Source organism: Methanoregula sp., assembly GCF_050010295.1.
In the GTDB taxonomy this organism is placed as follows: domain Archaea; phylum Halobacteriota; class Methanomicrobia; order Methanomicrobiales; family Methanospirillaceae; genus Methanoregula.
On record NZ_JBEKLH010000002.1, the window covers coordinates 37,609 to 51,796 of the forward strand.

Sequence of the window (14,188 nt, forward strand, 5' to 3'; positions counted from 1 at the left end):
ATGCAGGATTTGTTCCCGCCTTGGAATGCTGATCCTGGCTGATTGTCTCCCGCTGCTCATATTCACCAGTAGACGATCCCTGCCGGCGAAATTCCCGGGTACCTTCTCCTTCAGGGACCGGGCATATAAACAAAAAAATCAGAGGATAGTTTATGTACATCCATTCCCCGCTGTTTCCGGTTGGTCTGTCGAGTGACATTTCTTACGTATTACCGGTGGTTTGCTACAAATCGAAATTCTGAAAACATAAAAAACTGTTATCGGGTACCAGGAATCCTTGGATTTCCTCGTATCTCCGTTCATTTCCATAGAGATATATAGTGGCCGCCTGCCTATACCCTCCTTACCTGAGTATGGTTTTGAGAGAAAGACTCCCGGGGAAAACCCTGCGGATATCCTCAAGAACGCTGAAAAATATTCAGGTAATGGTGGAAAGATCATGAAAGACCAGCCGGAGACCAACAAGACGACGGTGCGGGATTTTTACAACCTCGCGCTGAACCTCAAGAAGCCGGAAGAGGCGGTGGCAAAGTTCATGGGACCGTATTACCGGCAGCACAACCCGGGGGCAGGAGACGGCGCCGAAGCATTCATCGCGTTCGTCAGGGAATTTGTGAAGGCATTCCCTACGCTCCATTTCAATTTCAAACGGATCGTCGCACAGGGAGACCTCGTGGTCGTGCACAGCCACCTCGTCCGGCATGCAGGCGACCGGGGAATGGCCGTGATGGACATCTTCAGGCTTGAGAACGGCAAGGTGGTCGAGCACTGGGATGTGCTGCAGGAGGTGCCGGAGACCCCGGCGAACGATAATACGATGTTTTAGAATGGGGGCACCGGGTATTGGGAAAAATTCTATCCTATGTACTAAAGACCGGAGCAATTCTCCCTGGAATCTGAAGAGTTCCGGGGAAATAATCCTCTTTTTTGAATCCTCTGAAAAAACAGGATTTTTCCCTATTCCAGTGTCCTGCGGTAGGTGACGATCCCAAGGATGAACATCGCACCGGAGAAGATCAGCAGCGCGACAAGGTCCATTCCTATCACGTCGAGCCCCTGTCCCCTGAGAATGATTCCCCTCAGGGCATCAACCCCATAATATTCAGGGTTGATCACGGTGATCCAGCGAAGCCAGCCCGGCATACCGATAACCGGGTAGAACGCTCCCGATGTCATGAACAGGATGAGGTTGAGGAATGCAACTGTAGATGCATATTCCTGCTGGGCTGAAAATCTTGAAGCAAAAGAGACCACCAGACTGGTGACGCCGACACAGGCGATCAGGATCACCAGCATGACCAGCAGGAAATCTGCGAAGCTCTGGATGACGATGCCGGTAAGGAGGATATCGATAATAAATATGGTAAAGCCTGCAATGAATGCCCTGATGGTCCCGCTCGAAATGATACCGGCGATGATGCTCGTACGCTGGACCGGTGTAACCAGGTAACCCTCATGGATTCCGGCCTCACGGTCCTTGATGAGGGCTATCCCCCCGCCGAACATGGTAGAGGTGAAAATTGCCATCATGATGACACCGACACCGAAGAACTGGATGTATTTTATGTCTCCGTAGATATTGTTGATCGCTACCGGGTTGTTCGCCGCGAGTTTGGCGAGGACGCTGTTGAGCGCTGACTCGACGAGTGCAGGTATGATCGAATCTGAGCTGTCGACGTAAAGGCGGATGGTATGGTCACTGGATGCCTCCGACGGAAATACGATGACCGCGGATACGAGCCCTTTGTCAAGTGCATGTTTGGCCGTGATCTCATCGGAATATATCGTAACATCGAGGAGTTTGGGATAATCTGTCTGCGGAATATGGTTGAGTGCGTATGTGGCGCTGGTAAAGAGGGGGGTATCGTTGTAGGGCGGCCCTTCCTGGACAACTGCAACCGGTATATGACTGATCGTCCCACCAAACGCGTTCCCGAAGATCACGAGATACATGATGGGCATCATGAGCGTCATGACGACAACGAACGGGTTGCTCAGGAATTTCTTGAAGTCCCGGGTGAATATCGCGACGGCTCCCCGGATCATGACGGCTGCCTCCTGCCTCCAGGTTTTGCCCCCTCATTGGTCCCTGAATCCAGTTTGCTCCCGGTCAGGTAGATAAATACATCTTCCAGTGAGGGTGAATGGATCGATATGGAGTTCATCGGAAGGGAATAACCATCAAAGACATTGATAATGGCGGGCAGTACTCTGCTCCCGTTCTTTGCGGAGATGTTCAGCGTATTATTCTTGAATTCTGCCGAATTGACAAGTTGGTTGTCCCTGATCCCCGGGAGTACGCGGTCATCCATCGTATCGAGACCGATCTCGATCAGGTCCCCTGCAGGGAGGAGCTGTTTAAGATTTTCGAGCGTATCGAGAGCGATAAGGTGCCCCTGGTCGATGAAAGCGATCCGGTCGCAGAGTTTTTCCGCCTCATCCATATAGTGCGTAGTCAGGATGATAGTGGTTTTCTCCTTATTCAGATCAGCAATCTGCTTCCAGACTTCGCGACGGGCCTCCGGGTCAAGGCCGATCGTCGGTTCGTCAAGGAACAGGATGAGCGGGTGGTGAATGAAAGCACGGACGATCTCCAGTTTCCTTCGCATACCCCCGGAGAATGTCTCGACTCTCGCGTGGGCACGATCGGTCAGTTCAGTCATCGCAAGGAGTTCCCATATTCTTTTATCGAGGACATTTTCAGGAACATTCACCAGTTTGCCGTAAAAATCGAGATTATCATATGCAGTAAGTTCAACGTCGAGCGTGCTGTTTTGTGGGCAGACGCCGATAATGCTCCGGACTTTTTCGGGATCCCGGGTAATTTCGTAGGTATCGAGATATGCTGTCCCGGATGTTGGTGTGAGAAGGGTCGTCAGGATCCGTATCAGGGTGCTTTTCCCGGCCCCGTTCGGCCCGAGAAGACCAAAGATCTCCCCACGGTACACGTTGAATGAGACATCGTTGACGGCCGTTACGGTCTTTACCTTGCTTTTGAATATTTTTACAATGTTATCTATCCGGATGATACTGTCAGCCTCACCCTGGTCAGGAACGGGGTCTGTCATTCAGCCCTCCCCTGTCCCGGGGTTCGCCGCTGGAATACTTCGTTGCCCATCGGTATAATCTCCTCAGTTGATCTTGGCGAAAATCCTGTGCAGTTTTTCAAGAGACAAGCAGAGTTCTTTGAGATCTTCGTCATTCAGGTCGGAAAGAATTGCTTTGATATCTGTCTTATACTCCGCACCCGCCCGCCGGAGATGTCTGCTGCCGGCAGGAGTGATGCTGATGTTGATCACCCTCCGGTCCCGGGTATCGGGCATACGCTCGACATACCCGTCCCTGATCAGCTGGTCGACGAGTACCGTCATGTAGGGTTTCGATATGTACAGCCGCTTTCCCAGTTCCGACATGGTAAGGGGAGTGCCCTCCCTCATCAGGACACCGAGCGTGCGGTACTGTGCAGCATGTATACCGGTAGCGCAGTGCCCCGACCTGAAGATTTTCTTATGGTAAAACGGCAGGATGGAGAGCATAAGCACTGCAATCCTGTCCCTGAGATCCTCGGTCACATCTGGAGGGTTGGGTTTTATGGATTAATAGTTTTATGATCAAACTATTCTGTTTATAAACTGTGTCGTACCAGAGTTTCTCAGGGAATATCCCTGCCCCATTTGCAAGGAATTTTTGCGTCTGCCCGGGCCATTTTCCCCTTCTCGAAGCCTGCAGAAAGAACAAGAAATGACGACTGACACGTACCCATATCCAGTTCATCATCTTCATGACGACCGGTTGAACGGGCAAACGAGGGTCACGGACCTGTGCCGGTTTATAGTTTTTCGTATGTTATCCGGAAATGATACAAGTCAATCTTAAAAATTTTGTGCACCCTATCCTACTTCTCCTTCCACACCAGCCACATTGCGTACAGCATCGACAAGCAGGCCACTAGCAGAATCAGGGAATAGACGTCGGCCGGGATGTCTAGCGCAAGGATCCGGGCAAGGTCAAAGACCATGAAGAGCGCAAACGTGAGGGCGATGAACCAGCCATACGTCTTTTTCTTCTGCGTTGCGATGAGGACCCCGACCACCGCGATCACGATTTCGATGAGCGTGGCGATAAGTTGCAGGATGTCAGAGACTTGCATACTACCCACCTATTCCGGATAGATATTAAGCCATGCGGATTGGGATCCGGAGGTTCAGAGTATCAGATATGGCAGCTTCCACCGCCGTGTTTCTCAAAATACCGCTGGTGGTACTCCTCGGCCCGGTAGAACTCCGTGGCAGGCACGATCCGGGTCACGACCTTGCCGAACCCGAACCTTCCGGACACTTCCACACCTTCCTTGGATTTCCTTGCAGTTTTTCCCTGTTCTGCGTCATGATAAAAGATCACCGAGCGGTAGTTCGACCCGATGTCCGGCCCTTGCCGGTTGAGCTGGGTCGGGTCATGAATGGACCAGAAGACCTCCAGGAGCTGGTCGTACCTGACTTTTTCCGGGTCATAGGTGACCTGCACGACTTCCGCGTGCCCGGTCCTGCCGGAACAGACGTCCTCATATGTCGGGTTTTTCATCGTCCCGCCCATGTAACCGACAGCGGTGTCCAGCACCCCGTTTACCTTCCGGAATGCGGCTTCAACCCCCCAGAAGCACCCCGCCCCAAACGTCGCTTTTCCAGGATTATTCTCGGTTCCCGTCATCGCACTATCCATTATGCCGTGGACTGCTGTTACTATAAGACTCTTGTTACCGGGGGAATAACAGAGCCGGTATTTTTAATCCTTGAAACCAAATTCATCAGCATGAAGCGGCTGTACCATGCAGCTGAAGGGAAGATGCCCGGGGGTGCCGGTGCCGGCCCCGGTGAACCCCTGCCGTAGACCCGACGGTCATACGGCTGGTCCGGGTCGCCGAAACCCACCTCTCCCCTGGGACCGGTCTCATCGTCTGTCTCATTGCATGGATTGTCGCCCCGGAAAAACCCGGCTCCCGGAAGACAAGAGAACCGGTTATGGGATCCGGTGGGCAGGACTAACATTTCATCAGGAATCAGGACCAATTCATCCGGCAGGAATTCATGAAGATCCTCTTTGTCGTCTGCGGCGAGGGACTGGGACACGCTTCCCGCTGTCTCCATCTCGGGCATTACATGCAGCAGCAGGGCCACACCGTCCATTTTGCCGGCTACGGGAAATCCTTCGATTTCATGAGCCAGCATGGGTGTACGCACATCCACCGGATCCACCGGGAAGTCTGGCTCGAGGGGACAAACGGGTTCTTCAGCCTGAAAAAGACGCTGTGGTACTCAAAATCGATCGTGTTCGATATGGTCAGGTCAGCCATGAGCGTAAGAAACCTCATCCGGAAATACCGGTTTGACTGCGTTGTGTGCGATACCATGTATGGCGGGGTGATTGCATCCCGGCTCCGGAACGTCCCGGTCATTTTTATCACCAACCAGAACCACTTCAACGGTCATAACGGGACGACCAATCCGGTCTGGAAAAGCCTCAACTTCCTGATCCAGCGTTACCTGCGCCTGGCGACCCATGTCATCATCCCGGACTATCCTGCCCCGGACACTGTGAGCGAATACAATATCCTGGTCCCTGAAAACGAAAGAAGCCGGTACAGTTATACCGGTCCGTTCTATGATTTCGACCCTTCACGGTACACCTATTCCAAGAAGACCATTTTCACCAGTTTTGGCGGCGAGCCGTACAAACTTCCCATGTACCTCATGCTCAAGATGATTGCTGACCGGCGGAAGGATCTGTTCTTCGATGTTTTTTACACCGGGCCCGTGCTCCCGGAATCATCGGACAACTTCGAGTCCCACGGGTATGTCCCGAACCTGTACGAGCACCTCGCCGAAGCAAAAATTGCGATCGTGCACGGCGGTCTCACGACGCTGCATGAGGCCCTGTTGTTTGAAAAACCGGTGCTGATCATCATGGACCCGGACCATCCCGAACAGCAGAACAATGCAAAAAAGATTGTGGACATGGGTGCAGGCACTTCTGTTGATGGGAGGCGTGTTACGCTGGACATGCTGGAGAAAAAAATTGCCGAGACCATGGACATCACCCCAAAACCCTTCCGGGAGGTCCATGCCGCGATCAATGGCCGGAAAAATGCGACTGATATTATAACTGCTGTTGCAGCCCGCAGGCAACTTAATATCAGGGGCAAATCTTAATCAGGATCAGGTGTATCCATGCCGGTCAGTACCGAAATAACAACGCTCAGTATCGAGGATGATCTCCGTATCTGCCCGTCCTGTGGATATGAATACGGGTTCCATACTTCCTTCATCAACATGAATGCCGGGAAAGACAACCCTGTCAGGTGCACGCGGGAGGTCTTCCGGGTGATCCTTATCTGCCCGGAATGCGGGGCACGGTATGATGTGGGGTGGCGGGTCACTTTTGCAGAACCGGTAAGCAAGGTTGTGAAGACCACTGACCTCCGGCAGGTCTGCACCGACACCCTTTTTAAAGGTGGGCAGTAAATCATCGTCAGCGATCCGGGGCAGGGCATGATGCGGTGTGCAGAGTGCAAGGGAAAAGGCATGTGCGGCCTTGCCCGCTGCCCGATCGTGAGCCGGTTCCACGCCCAGGCTGATATGAAACCTGCGAGCAGTTACCAAGGGCGTGCCCCTTCGTTGTTCATCGGCAGTTTCGGGTACCCGGACGTGAGGGGAGGGCCCCTCATGGTCAATGATTCCGACAACCCCCCGGACTGGATCGGGCGGGCTCTCGGTATCGGGGAGATCGTGGGAATCCGTGCCCGCACGATCCGGGGGAGCACCGGGCTCCACGCCGTAGAGGACGATATCCGTGAGATCGCGATCTCCTCGGTCCCTCTCGATGTGGACGTGGCATTTGAAAGACCGGTTGCATTCCGCCTGAGTTTTGACGGGACCGTCGCCCCTGTCGGCTTCACCGGGTCCGTAAAAGAGATGGACGTCATCGGGAATGCGAGGGTGGAACGGGTTGTTGACCGGATCATTTCTGACACCGATGTTGGCGCAGCCGACGCTTGCCTCGCCCTCAGGAATTCGGATATTGACGTATACCGGATCTCAGAACTGATGACCGCCGGGCTCCTTGGCAGGAAGAGGAAGTTTGTCCCCACGCGCTGGGCGATCACGGCAGTAGACGACACCATCTCGGCAGACCTGAAAAAAGAGATCGGCCGGTTCCCGCCGATTGAAGAGGTCCTCCTCTTCTTCGGGGAACTGTATGGGAACCGCATAGCATGTATCATTGTCCCGGGCGACTGGAAGTACGAGATGATAGAGATCTGGGGCAGGAAGACACTCTGGGCCGGAGACGACGAGGTGATCGTTCAGGACTGGGAAGGGATGACGAAGCACGGCTATTCCCCGATCTCGGGGGCCTATTACTCTGCCCGGCTCGCTGTCTGCGAATACCTGAATAAGATACAGCGATCCGCACGGGTGATCGTGGTGCGCAGCATCTCGAGCGAATACTGGGCCCCGCTTGGGACTTGGGTGATCCGCGAGGCAACGAGGAAAGCCATGAAACTTCCACCCGTCTCGTGCGAATCGCTCGATACAGCAATCGGGAAGGCATCCGCCGTTCTCGGGTCCGGCTCATGGGTATCGCACAGCACCCTCATCCCTGAACTCCGGACGCAGCGGACGCTCTTTCAGTTCTGATACGCCTGCCCCGAGTTCACCTGGCGGCGATAACGGTCCCTGATGCCGGCAATCGTTTCCACGTCCGTTATGTCCTTGTCGTCCCGGATCCTGATAAAACGGGGAAACCGCAGGGCAAATCCCCCTTCATACGTGGGGCTGACCTGGAGCTCCGCGTACCCCACCTCGAAAACAAGCGAAGGCTCGAATCTCACTTCCTTTCCCGCCTCCGAGATAACGGAGTCTTTCAGCAGGCCATAGACCTCGGCGAGCTGCTCATCGGAAAACCCGGTCGCCACCCGGCTGAGCGGGACGAGTTTTCCCTGGTCCTGACAGGCGAGGAGGAACGAGCCGAAGAAGTGCGCACGCTTCCCTTCCCCCCATTCGGCACCGATGACTGCAAGGTCGAGGGTATCGACTTCCGGTTTTATCTTGATCCAGTTTTTCCCTCTCTGGCCGGGAGAGTAAGGGGAAAGAGGCACCTTGATCATGATGCCTTCATGGCCCGCTGCAAGGGCCGCATCGTAGGTCTTTTCTATCTCCCCGGCATCGCTGCTGACGACCTGCGGGGCGATGTACATCTTCACGACTTCTTCAAGTTTTTTCCGCCGCTCGTGAAACGGCAGGTCGATGAGGGTCTCCCCGTCCAGATAGAGGATGTCGAACACATTCGGCACCATCTCGACAGCTTCCTGTGCTTCCGCTATGTCGTGCCTGCGCCTGAACCGGCGGAGGACCGACTGGAACGGCATGGGCCTCCCGCCCTTTATCGCGATGACCTCCCCGTCCAGAATGACATCGTGGTCGGTTGCCCCCATCAGCTGCTGGATGACATCGGGCAGGGCGCCGGTCACATCCTCAAGCCTGCGGGAGTAGAGCCGGGCCCAGTTGCCTTTTTTATGGAACTGGAACCGGGAACCGTCATACTTATACTCGGCGGCGATCTCGCCATGTTCTTTGATCATGTCGGCGATGGTGCCCTGCTGCGCGAGCATCATCCTGACCGGGTGGAATACGGTTATCCTGACCTCCTTCAGGGCAGCGGGCCCGTTCTTTGCGAGCCGGGCAACCTCGCCGATGTCATTGAGGGCCTGCGTGGCATGCTCGACAAGAGCCGGGTCTACGCTGAAGGCTTTTGCGATGGCTTCCCGCACGCTTCCCTCCCCCACACCTATACGGAGCTCTTCGAGCATAATCCGGGCCAGGTACCTCCCCTCGAGCGGGTGGGCATTGCCAAGCAGACGGCGGACGGCGAGCAGTTTCTCCCGCTGCGACTTTTTCCCTTCCTCCTCCGCGATGCTGATCAGCTCATGGTATACCCGCACGATGTCGAGGTCCTCGTGAAAGAATGTGGTCTGGGACTTCAGCGAGAGCAGTTCCTCAACCGCCTGTCCGACATCCCCTGTCCTGTTTATCTTTTCGACGACCTGCTCTTTTTTCATGCCAGATACATACCCGATCGCCTCGTAGAGGAGGTTGGGGCCGATGCCGAGTTTCCGGGAACTCCAGTCAGGGAATATCCTCCCCATGACGAACCGGATAAAGACCGGAAGTTCCTCGTCCGAAAGGTCAGGAAGGACTCTGCTGATGATATCTATCATCTCCAGGCGCCCTGAAATCCCCTCAAGTTTTTCACAGGTCCTGGAAAATTCCATAAAAAGCATTGCGGTGATCGCTTGAGATGTTGCCCTGACAATGGGATTAACGTTTTGTTTTCCCGGACAGCTTTTGATACAAAAAATCCGGTTCTGATAAAACCGGCACAAATCCGGTAATCCTCACTTTAGCAAGGGTCCGGACTCAGGTTATGTGCATACCGGGATCACGTAGGATTGCCGTTCTCCTTACAGCGTGATAAACTGGGAATTGGAGGCAGTTGTCCCTGACTGGGTGGCAATGATTACCCGGTTTTCGTCATAGAAAAGCCCGAGCCCTTCGCGGGCACTCAGCATCGCTTTTTCCGGCGTGTTATTCATTTCGCTCAGGTGGGCGAGGATGACCTTTGGCACGTCTCTGCCAAAGGCACGCAGGCAACCGGCCGCTGCCGGGTTCGAGAGATGACCCCGTTTCGAGCGGATCCTGCGTTTCAGGGATTCCGGATAGGGCCCGTTCTCCAGCATCTCCGGGCAATGGTTGCTCTCAAGCACGACCCCGTCGCACAGCCTCAGGAGTCCGACCATAGTGGGTGTCATGATTCCGGTGTCAGTGCAGCAGCCGAGCCGGAGATCCCCATCCCGGATAATAAAACCGCACGGCTCTGCTGCATCATGGGACGTTGCAAAAGGCTCAATCACGAACCCCCCGACAGAAAAATGCTCGTGAAAACGGCACACGTGGCTGGCCACCGGTTTATTGGACGTGCGCCGGTTGGTCAGGAAATCGCTAAGTGTCCCTCCCGTCGCGTACACCGGTATACCGAGACGACGGGAGAGCACGTCGAGCCCTTTGATATGGTCGCCGTGTTCATGGGTTATGAGGATCGCTTCGATCCTGCCGGTGTCCAGCTCTGCACGCTCCATGCGAAGGAGGGTCTCTTTTGCGCTCAGCCCTGCATCAACGAGGACTGAACCCTCGCTCCCAGCAACTACCATGCAGTTGCCTTTGCTCCCGCTGGCAAGAACCGTACAGTGCATCGTCTCATTATTCGCAGTCTACGTATTAGAGTGTTTAACCCGGGTCAGGCAGTTAAAGATACCAAAGCAGAAATTTATTGGATGAGCGGCTGATTTTTGGGAGTACAAAAAAGAGTTGGGTGTTGTGTATCCGGCACTATTGTAAAAATTATTTTTTCAGCTTCAGGGCCTCATACTCGGCAAGGACCGGCGCTATGGTCTTTGTGGATATGGAACGCCTCACCAGCAGGGTAAGCTTCCGGCAGTAATGGATATGCGCTATCTGGAAACTGACAATAAGCCCGAAGCAGAAGCAGGTTATGATAATAAGGGTGTAACTTACGACATCAACCATGGGGTTTCCTCCTTACGTCTCCTTGGCAAGTTCATCCACGATAGGTATAACGGAATCGGTGTCCGAGCACTCTTTTGCAACTATCATGAACCTTTTCGTATAGTACATAATCAGAAGCTGGTACCCGAGGATCATTCCAATCGTGAACGTAATAATCCCTATACCTGTATAAATCAGAATATCGGTGAGCAAATCAGACATAGCGATCTTAATGACTGTTACTTTTGACAACCTGATAAATTTATTGAATACTCTCTGGCGAAATTCCTTTCATCCTTTTTCAGGCATTTCCTACCCCGGGATGATCTCTCCCTGCAGGAAACCCGGACCGGAGATATTTTTGCTGTCCCGGCCCTTAACCCCCCTGCAGACTCCTCCTTCGCCAGATATAAGAATGCCACGGTCCTCCTGTAACCTGTGAAATCCGGGATCTGAGATTCCCTGAAGTTCAACGTTCTGATGAGGGCGATCTTCCAGGGTGCTGAGGGGTCAGGCTCCAAAAAAGAAGTGATCCTGTAGGGGATTATGCGCGGTTAAAAGATGCCTTTTTGATAACTACCAATAATTCTGGTCATGGAGCCCGGTATCTGCGGGGATAAAAGATGACAATTCACCCTGAACCGGGATTTTCTGAAGAACTAATGTGAGAGAAAAAAATACGGGATATATCCTGCTGGATTTTCAGTACCCGATCCGGTCACCATGCCTCAGGGAAGGCCATATTCGTGTAAATATCCTCAAGCCTGGCCTTGTGGGCCCTCTCCATATTTGCAAGCTGGGAAAAGAGCAGCTGCTGTTCGACATCGGTCGAATGGCTGGCAAGCTGGGTATACATCTGCATCGCTTCAAGTTCCTTCTTGATGGCGATAACAAGCCCCTCGAGAGGTTTCATGCCCACGGACAGGGCAGGTGTCGGAAGGGCATCCCCGACTTTATAGTCCTTCCCGGCATCAAAATGGAATTTTGATACATCCCGTGAGAGGAACGCCTGGAGGAATTCCCGGTGTTTTTTCTCTTCGCCAGCAAGCTCGTTAAAAAGTGATTTCAATGCCGGGTCCTTCACCTTGTCAGAAACACTGCGGTAGAATGTGTATGCCTCGACTTCCCTGTCAATTGCGAGTGAGAGTATCTTCTTTGCATCATCTGTTTTCATCGTATACGCACCTTGTTTAAATGATTATTGACAATTTCCCTATTTAAGCACATTGATTTTATAAAAAATTGAAAAATCCAATACTATTATAAGAATTTTTATGTAAAACACGGATTTTCACAGACCTCTTGTGATTATATCCGATGCCTCCGGTTTGTCAGTTTCTCCACCAAAGAAGAGAACCATCTGATGAAGAAATTCGCCCGCACAATCTTAAAGACACCAAACGTCCACCACTCAGCCCTCATGGTTTCATCACCACGGTGCGGCGCATTCCGTAAATCCGGTAAAGAACGTCCTTTTGAAAAGGTTAATTGTTATAATCGTCGTTACTTTATTCTGATTATTGTTCACCCCCGTTTCATAATTTTCGGCATGTAAAAGAAATCTGAGCTTATATTGCCTGGTCAGCCACGTATGGACACCAACACTCAGCCTCTGGATCTTCCAGTACCACTATCCTTCTCCCTTTCTGAGCTTGCGGGTTCCCTTGGGGATTTCGGGACTATCATCCCTCTTGTCCTCGCCGTTGCTCTGGTGTCGGATGTCAATCCCCGTTACATTCTTCTCTTTTTCGGGATATGGTTCATCCTGACCGGCTTGTATTACCGCCTTCCGATCCCGCTCGAACCGATGAAAGCGATTGCGGTAGTTGTTATCGCTGCCGGAGCTGTCGGGGGTATTTCAGCAGGGGAGATTGCGGCATCCGGGCTTATACTTGGTATCATATTTCTTCTGCTTGGCTACGGGCGATTATTTGAGATCATCGAACGATGGGTACCCCAGAGTGTGGTCCGGGGGATCCAGCTGGGCCTTGCCCTGCTCCTTTTCAAGTCTTCGGCCGGTTTCGTGATCAAGGACCCGCTCTTCTTCAGTATCGGTATTGCCGTCATCGTGGGTTTTCTTATCCTGGTACGCTACCGCTCGTTCCCTGACCTCTCCTCTATCTGTGTTATTGCCGTTGGCTTCATCGGGGGAATTCTTATCTCCGGTATCCCCCCGGTCAGCCTGATCCCCTTCCCGCAGCTCGTGATCCCGCTTCCTGCTGATATCCCGTCAGCCCTTTCAACGCTGGTCCTGCCGCAGGTGGTCCTCACCATAGCGAATGCGATCCTTGCGACATCGCTCCTCACCAAAGACCTGTTCGGGAAAGATGTGCCCCCAAAAAAATTCTCGGCAACGATCGGGCTGATGAACCTGACATCCGTCCCCTTCGGGGGATTCCCGATGTGTCACGGCGCGGGGGGGCTGGCAGGACAGTACCGGTACGGGGCGCGGACGGGAGGCGCAAATGTATACGCAGGCCTGATCTTCATCGTACTTGCCCTTTTCTTTACTTCGCCCCAGGTCCTTTCCATCATCGCTGTGGGGGTCCTCGGTGCGCTCCTTGTCTTTGTCGGTATCGAGATGGGGCGTCACAGCTTCAAAACTGACAGCCTCTTCGTGACCGTTATCATCGGGGTGCTGGCTCTGGTCAGCTCCATGACAATCGCGTTCATCGCCGGTATGATCATCGTCTACCTGTACGGGTGGACGCGGGGTAAGAAGGTACAGAGTAGCTGCTGAAGGTACGACCATCCAGCCGATCGGTTATTTGGGCAGGGTGAATTATCGTACTACCATGGGCTTCAGCACCACATGTTTTGCGTGATCGGAATGAGGAGCCGGCATCTGATCCTGGCCCTTTGGCAGGGTATCAGGAAATTTTTTCATAATATTTCATGGAACCGCAGGCAGCACAGCGGTCGCCTTCGATCAGGTAGTCGGGGACGGTCTCTCCGCAGACGTTGCAGGTCACGGATTTCCATTTCCGTTTGGGCTTTACCCCTACACTGACCCATTCGTACGACAGGATCTGCCGCCCTGCCCGGAAAATCTCGTCCTGGAGGGTATCCTTCATCGTAGACTTGTTAAATGCAGGACTGTTGGCGTACCAGCTGTTGATGACAGGGAACTTTCTGAGTTTTTCCAGATCCACAAAGATCCGCACCGCTCTTGTTATAGAGCCGTCCGATGCTATGTTCATGGTGATGGCGAACTTGCCGATGGGGATGATGCGGAGCCGGTTGTTGCCGGTGGTGCAATGGGCGATTGCCTGGAGTGCATCCGGGGCGCATTTCGGGGTCTCGCAGACCGCGTAGAGTTTTTCGTCCGCAGAAGCTCCCAGGAGTTCGAGCGCATAGTCAACCATGAAGGCACCGATGAGCACTCCCGGTGCCGGGTAGGAGTGAAGGTCGACACATCTGAGGATGTAGCCCTTCAGGCGCTGGCTGACACCGCAGGCGTCCATGCGGGAATTCAGGTCTTCCGGATAGTCCTTGTGCGTACTGCCCTTCATCACCATGGTATTTGCAGAGATCTCATAAACATGTTATCAAAAATTTCCGGGCATTGGTCT

General features: G+C 53.4%; 18 protein-coding genes. 6 read left to right on the forward strand and 12 right to left on the reverse strand.

What is annotated here, in order from left to right; translation table 11 throughout:
• Positions 1–439: 439 nt before the first annotated feature.
• On the forward strand, positions 440–826 hold the full coding sequence (locus ABSB80_RS03155; protein ID WP_428368075.1) for a nuclear transport factor 2 family protein: 387 nt from the start codon (positions 440–442) through the stop codon (positions 824–826).
• 131 nt (positions 827–957) lie between these two features.
• Here the strand turns inward: ABSB80_RS03155 and ABSB80_RS03160 are convergent, their stop codons facing one another.
• The 5 genes from ABSB80_RS03160 to msrA form a co-directional block, all read right to left on the reverse strand.
• Positions 958–2,046, reverse strand: a complete 1,089-nt coding sequence (locus tag ABSB80_RS03160; RefSeq protein ID WP_428368077.1) for an ABC transporter permease — start codon at positions 2,044–2,046, stop codon at positions 958–960.
• Complete coding sequence (locus ABSB80_RS03165; RefSeq protein ID WP_428368079.1) at positions 2,043–3,068, reverse strand: ATP-binding cassette domain-containing protein; 1,026 nt, start codon at positions 3,066–3,068, stop codon at positions 2,043–2,045. The genes ABSB80_RS03160 and ABSB80_RS03165 overlap by 4 nt, the downstream gene beginning before the upstream one ends.
• A 63-nt stretch (positions 3,069–3,131) precedes the next feature.
• A complete protein-coding gene (locus ABSB80_RS03170; protein ID WP_428368081.1) occupies positions 3,132–3,572 on the reverse strand; it encodes a MarR family winged helix-turn-helix transcriptional regulator in 441 nt (146 codons plus the stop codon).
• 323 nt (positions 3,573–3,895) lie between these two features.
• Positions 3,896–4,150: a hypothetical protein gene (locus ABSB80_RS03175; protein WP_428368083.1), complete on the reverse strand. Its 255-nt coding sequence runs from the start codon at positions 4,148–4,150 to the stop codon at positions 3,896–3,898.
• Positions 4,151–4,212: 62 nt separating this feature from the next.
• The gene (msrA, locus tag ABSB80_RS03180; protein ID WP_428368085.1) at positions 4,213–4,719 is read right to left on the reverse strand and encodes a peptide-methionine (S)-S-oxide reductase MsrA; all 507 of its coding nucleotides are present in this window, start codon (positions 4,717–4,719) and stop codon (positions 4,213–4,215) included.
• Between the two features lie 6 nt (positions 4,720–4,725).
• Here msrA and ABSB80_RS03185 point away from each other — a divergent pair, with 6 nt between their 5' ends.
• From ABSB80_RS03185 to ABSB80_RS03200, 4 genes are all read left to right on the forward strand, one after another.
• The gene (locus tag ABSB80_RS03185; protein WP_428368087.1) at positions 4,726–4,887 is read left to right on the forward strand and encodes a hypothetical protein; all 162 of its coding nucleotides are present in this window, start codon (positions 4,726–4,728) and stop codon (positions 4,885–4,887) included.
• Positions 4,888–5,084: 197 nt separating this feature from the next.
• Positions 5,085–6,206 carry a glycosyltransferase family protein gene (locus tag ABSB80_RS03190; protein WP_428368089.1) on the forward strand — a complete coding sequence of 374 codons (1,122 nt, stop codon included), beginning with the start codon at positions 5,085–5,087 and terminating at the stop codon, positions 6,204–6,206.
• A gap of 18 nt (positions 6,207–6,224) precedes the next feature.
• Complete coding sequence (locus ABSB80_RS03195; protein WP_428368091.1) at positions 6,225–6,518, forward strand: hypothetical protein; 294 nt, start codon at positions 6,225–6,227, stop codon at positions 6,516–6,518.
• A 27-nt stretch (positions 6,519–6,545) separates the two neighbouring features.
• Complete coding sequence (locus ABSB80_RS03200) at positions 6,546–7,691, forward strand: hypothetical protein (protein WP_428368093.1); 1,146 nt, start codon at positions 6,546–6,548, stop codon at positions 7,689–7,691.
• On the opposite strand, the gene ABSB80_RS03205 is transcribed toward ABSB80_RS03200, so the two are convergent.
• From ABSB80_RS03205 to ABSB80_RS03230, 6 genes are all read right to left on the reverse strand, one after another.
• Positions 7,682–9,334 carry an ATP-dependent DNA ligase gene (locus ABSB80_RS03205; RefSeq protein WP_428368095.1) on the reverse strand — a complete coding sequence of 551 codons (1,653 nt, stop codon included), beginning with the start codon at positions 9,332–9,334 and terminating at the stop codon, positions 7,682–7,684. The genes ABSB80_RS03200 and ABSB80_RS03205 overlap by 10 nt on opposite strands.
• 180 nt (positions 9,335–9,514) lie before the next feature.
• Positions 9,515–10,303, reverse strand: a complete 789-nt coding sequence (locus ABSB80_RS03210; protein WP_428368097.1) for an MBL fold metallo-hydrolase — start codon at positions 10,301–10,303, stop codon at positions 9,515–9,517.
• 148 nt (positions 10,304–10,451) lie between these two features.
• Positions 10,452–10,637: a hypothetical protein gene (locus ABSB80_RS03215; protein WP_428368099.1), complete on the reverse strand. Its 186-nt coding sequence runs from the start codon at positions 10,635–10,637 to the stop codon at positions 10,452–10,454.
• A gap of 12 nt (positions 10,638–10,649) precedes the next feature.
• Entirely contained in the window at positions 10,650–10,838 is a 189-nt protein-coding gene (locus ABSB80_RS03220; RefSeq protein WP_428368101.1) for a hypothetical protein, read from the reverse strand.
• Between the two features lie 17 nt (positions 10,839–10,855).
• Complete coding sequence (locus ABSB80_RS03225; protein ID WP_428368103.1) at positions 10,856–11,137, reverse strand: hypothetical protein; 282 nt, start codon at positions 11,135–11,137, stop codon at positions 10,856–10,858.
• A 197-nt stretch (positions 11,138–11,334) separates the two neighbouring features.
• Positions 11,335–11,790 (reverse strand): ferritin-like domain-containing protein, encoded by a 456-nt coding sequence (locus tag ABSB80_RS03230; protein WP_428368105.1) that lies wholly within the window; start codon positions 11,788–11,790, stop codon positions 11,335–11,337.
• A 417-nt stretch (positions 11,791–12,207) separates the two neighbouring features.
• Here ABSB80_RS03230 and ABSB80_RS03235 point away from each other — a divergent pair, with 417 nt between their 5' ends.
• Positions 12,208–13,356: a putative sulfate/molybdate transporter gene (locus tag ABSB80_RS03235; RefSeq protein ID WP_428368107.1), complete on the forward strand. Its 1,149-nt coding sequence runs from the start codon at positions 12,208–12,210 to the stop codon at positions 13,354–13,356.
• Between the two features lie 130 nt (positions 13,357–13,486).
• On the opposite strand, the gene ABSB80_RS03240 is transcribed toward ABSB80_RS03235, so the two are convergent.
• The gene (locus ABSB80_RS03240) at positions 13,487–14,128 is read right to left on the reverse strand and encodes an FmdE family protein (RefSeq protein WP_428368109.1); all 642 of its coding nucleotides are present in this window, start codon (positions 14,126–14,128) and stop codon (positions 13,487–13,489) included.
• Between the last annotated feature and the right edge of the window lie 60 nt (positions 14,129–14,188).

Coding starts and splice junctions, on each gene's coding strand:
- ABSB80_RS03155 (WP_428368075.1), top strand. CDS start 440: ATGAAAGACCAGCCGGAGACCAACAAGACGACGGTGCGGGATTTTTAC.
- ABSB80_RS03160 (WP_428368077.1), bottom strand. CDS start 2,046: ATGATCCGGGGAGCCGTCGCGATATTCACCCGGGACTTCAAGAAATTC.
- ABSB80_RS03165 (WP_428368079.1), bottom strand. CDS start 3,068: ATGACAGACCCCGTTCCTGACCAGGGTGAGGCTGACAGTATCATCCGG.
- ABSB80_RS03175 (WP_428368083.1), bottom strand. CDS start 4,150: ATGCAAGTCTCTGACATCCTGCAACTTATCGCCACGCTCATCGAAATC.
- msrA (WP_428368085.1), bottom strand. CDS start 4,719: ATGGATAGTGCGATGACGGGAACCGAGAATAATCCTGGAAAAGCGACG.
- ABSB80_RS03190 (WP_428368089.1), top strand. CDS start 5,085: ATGAAGATCCTCTTTGTCGTCTGCGGCGAGGGACTGGGACACGCTTCC.
- ABSB80_RS03195 (WP_428368091.1), top strand. CDS start 6,225: ATGCCGGTCAGTACCGAAATAACAACGCTCAGTATCGAGGATGATCTC.
- ABSB80_RS03200 (WP_428368093.1), top strand. CDS start 6,546: ATGATGCGGTGTGCAGAGTGCAAGGGAAAAGGCATGTGCGGCCTTGCC.
- ABSB80_RS03205 (WP_428368095.1), bottom strand. CDS start 9,334: ATGCTTTTTATGGAATTTTCCAGGACCTGTGAAAAACTTGAGGGGATT.
- ABSB80_RS03210 (WP_428368097.1), bottom strand. CDS start 10,303: ATGCACTGTACGGTTCTTGCCAGCGGGAGCAAAGGCAACTGCATGGTA.
- ABSB80_RS03215 (WP_428368099.1), bottom strand. CDS start 10,637: ATGGTTGATGTCGTAAGTTACACCCTTATTATCATAACCTGCTTCTGC.
- ABSB80_RS03220 (WP_428368101.1), bottom strand. CDS start 10,838: ATGTCTGATTTGCTCACCGATATTCTGATTTATACAGGTATAGGGATT.
- ABSB80_RS03230 (WP_428368105.1), bottom strand. CDS start 11,790: ATGAAAACAGATGATGCAAAGAAGATACTCTCACTCGCAATTGACAGG.
- ABSB80_RS03235 (WP_428368107.1), top strand. CDS start 12,208: ATGGACACCAACACTCAGCCTCTGGATCTTCCAGTACCACTATCCTTC.
- ABSB80_RS03240 (WP_428368109.1), bottom strand. CDS start 14,128: ATGAAGGGCAGTACGCACAAGGACTATCCGGAAGACCTGAATTCCCGC.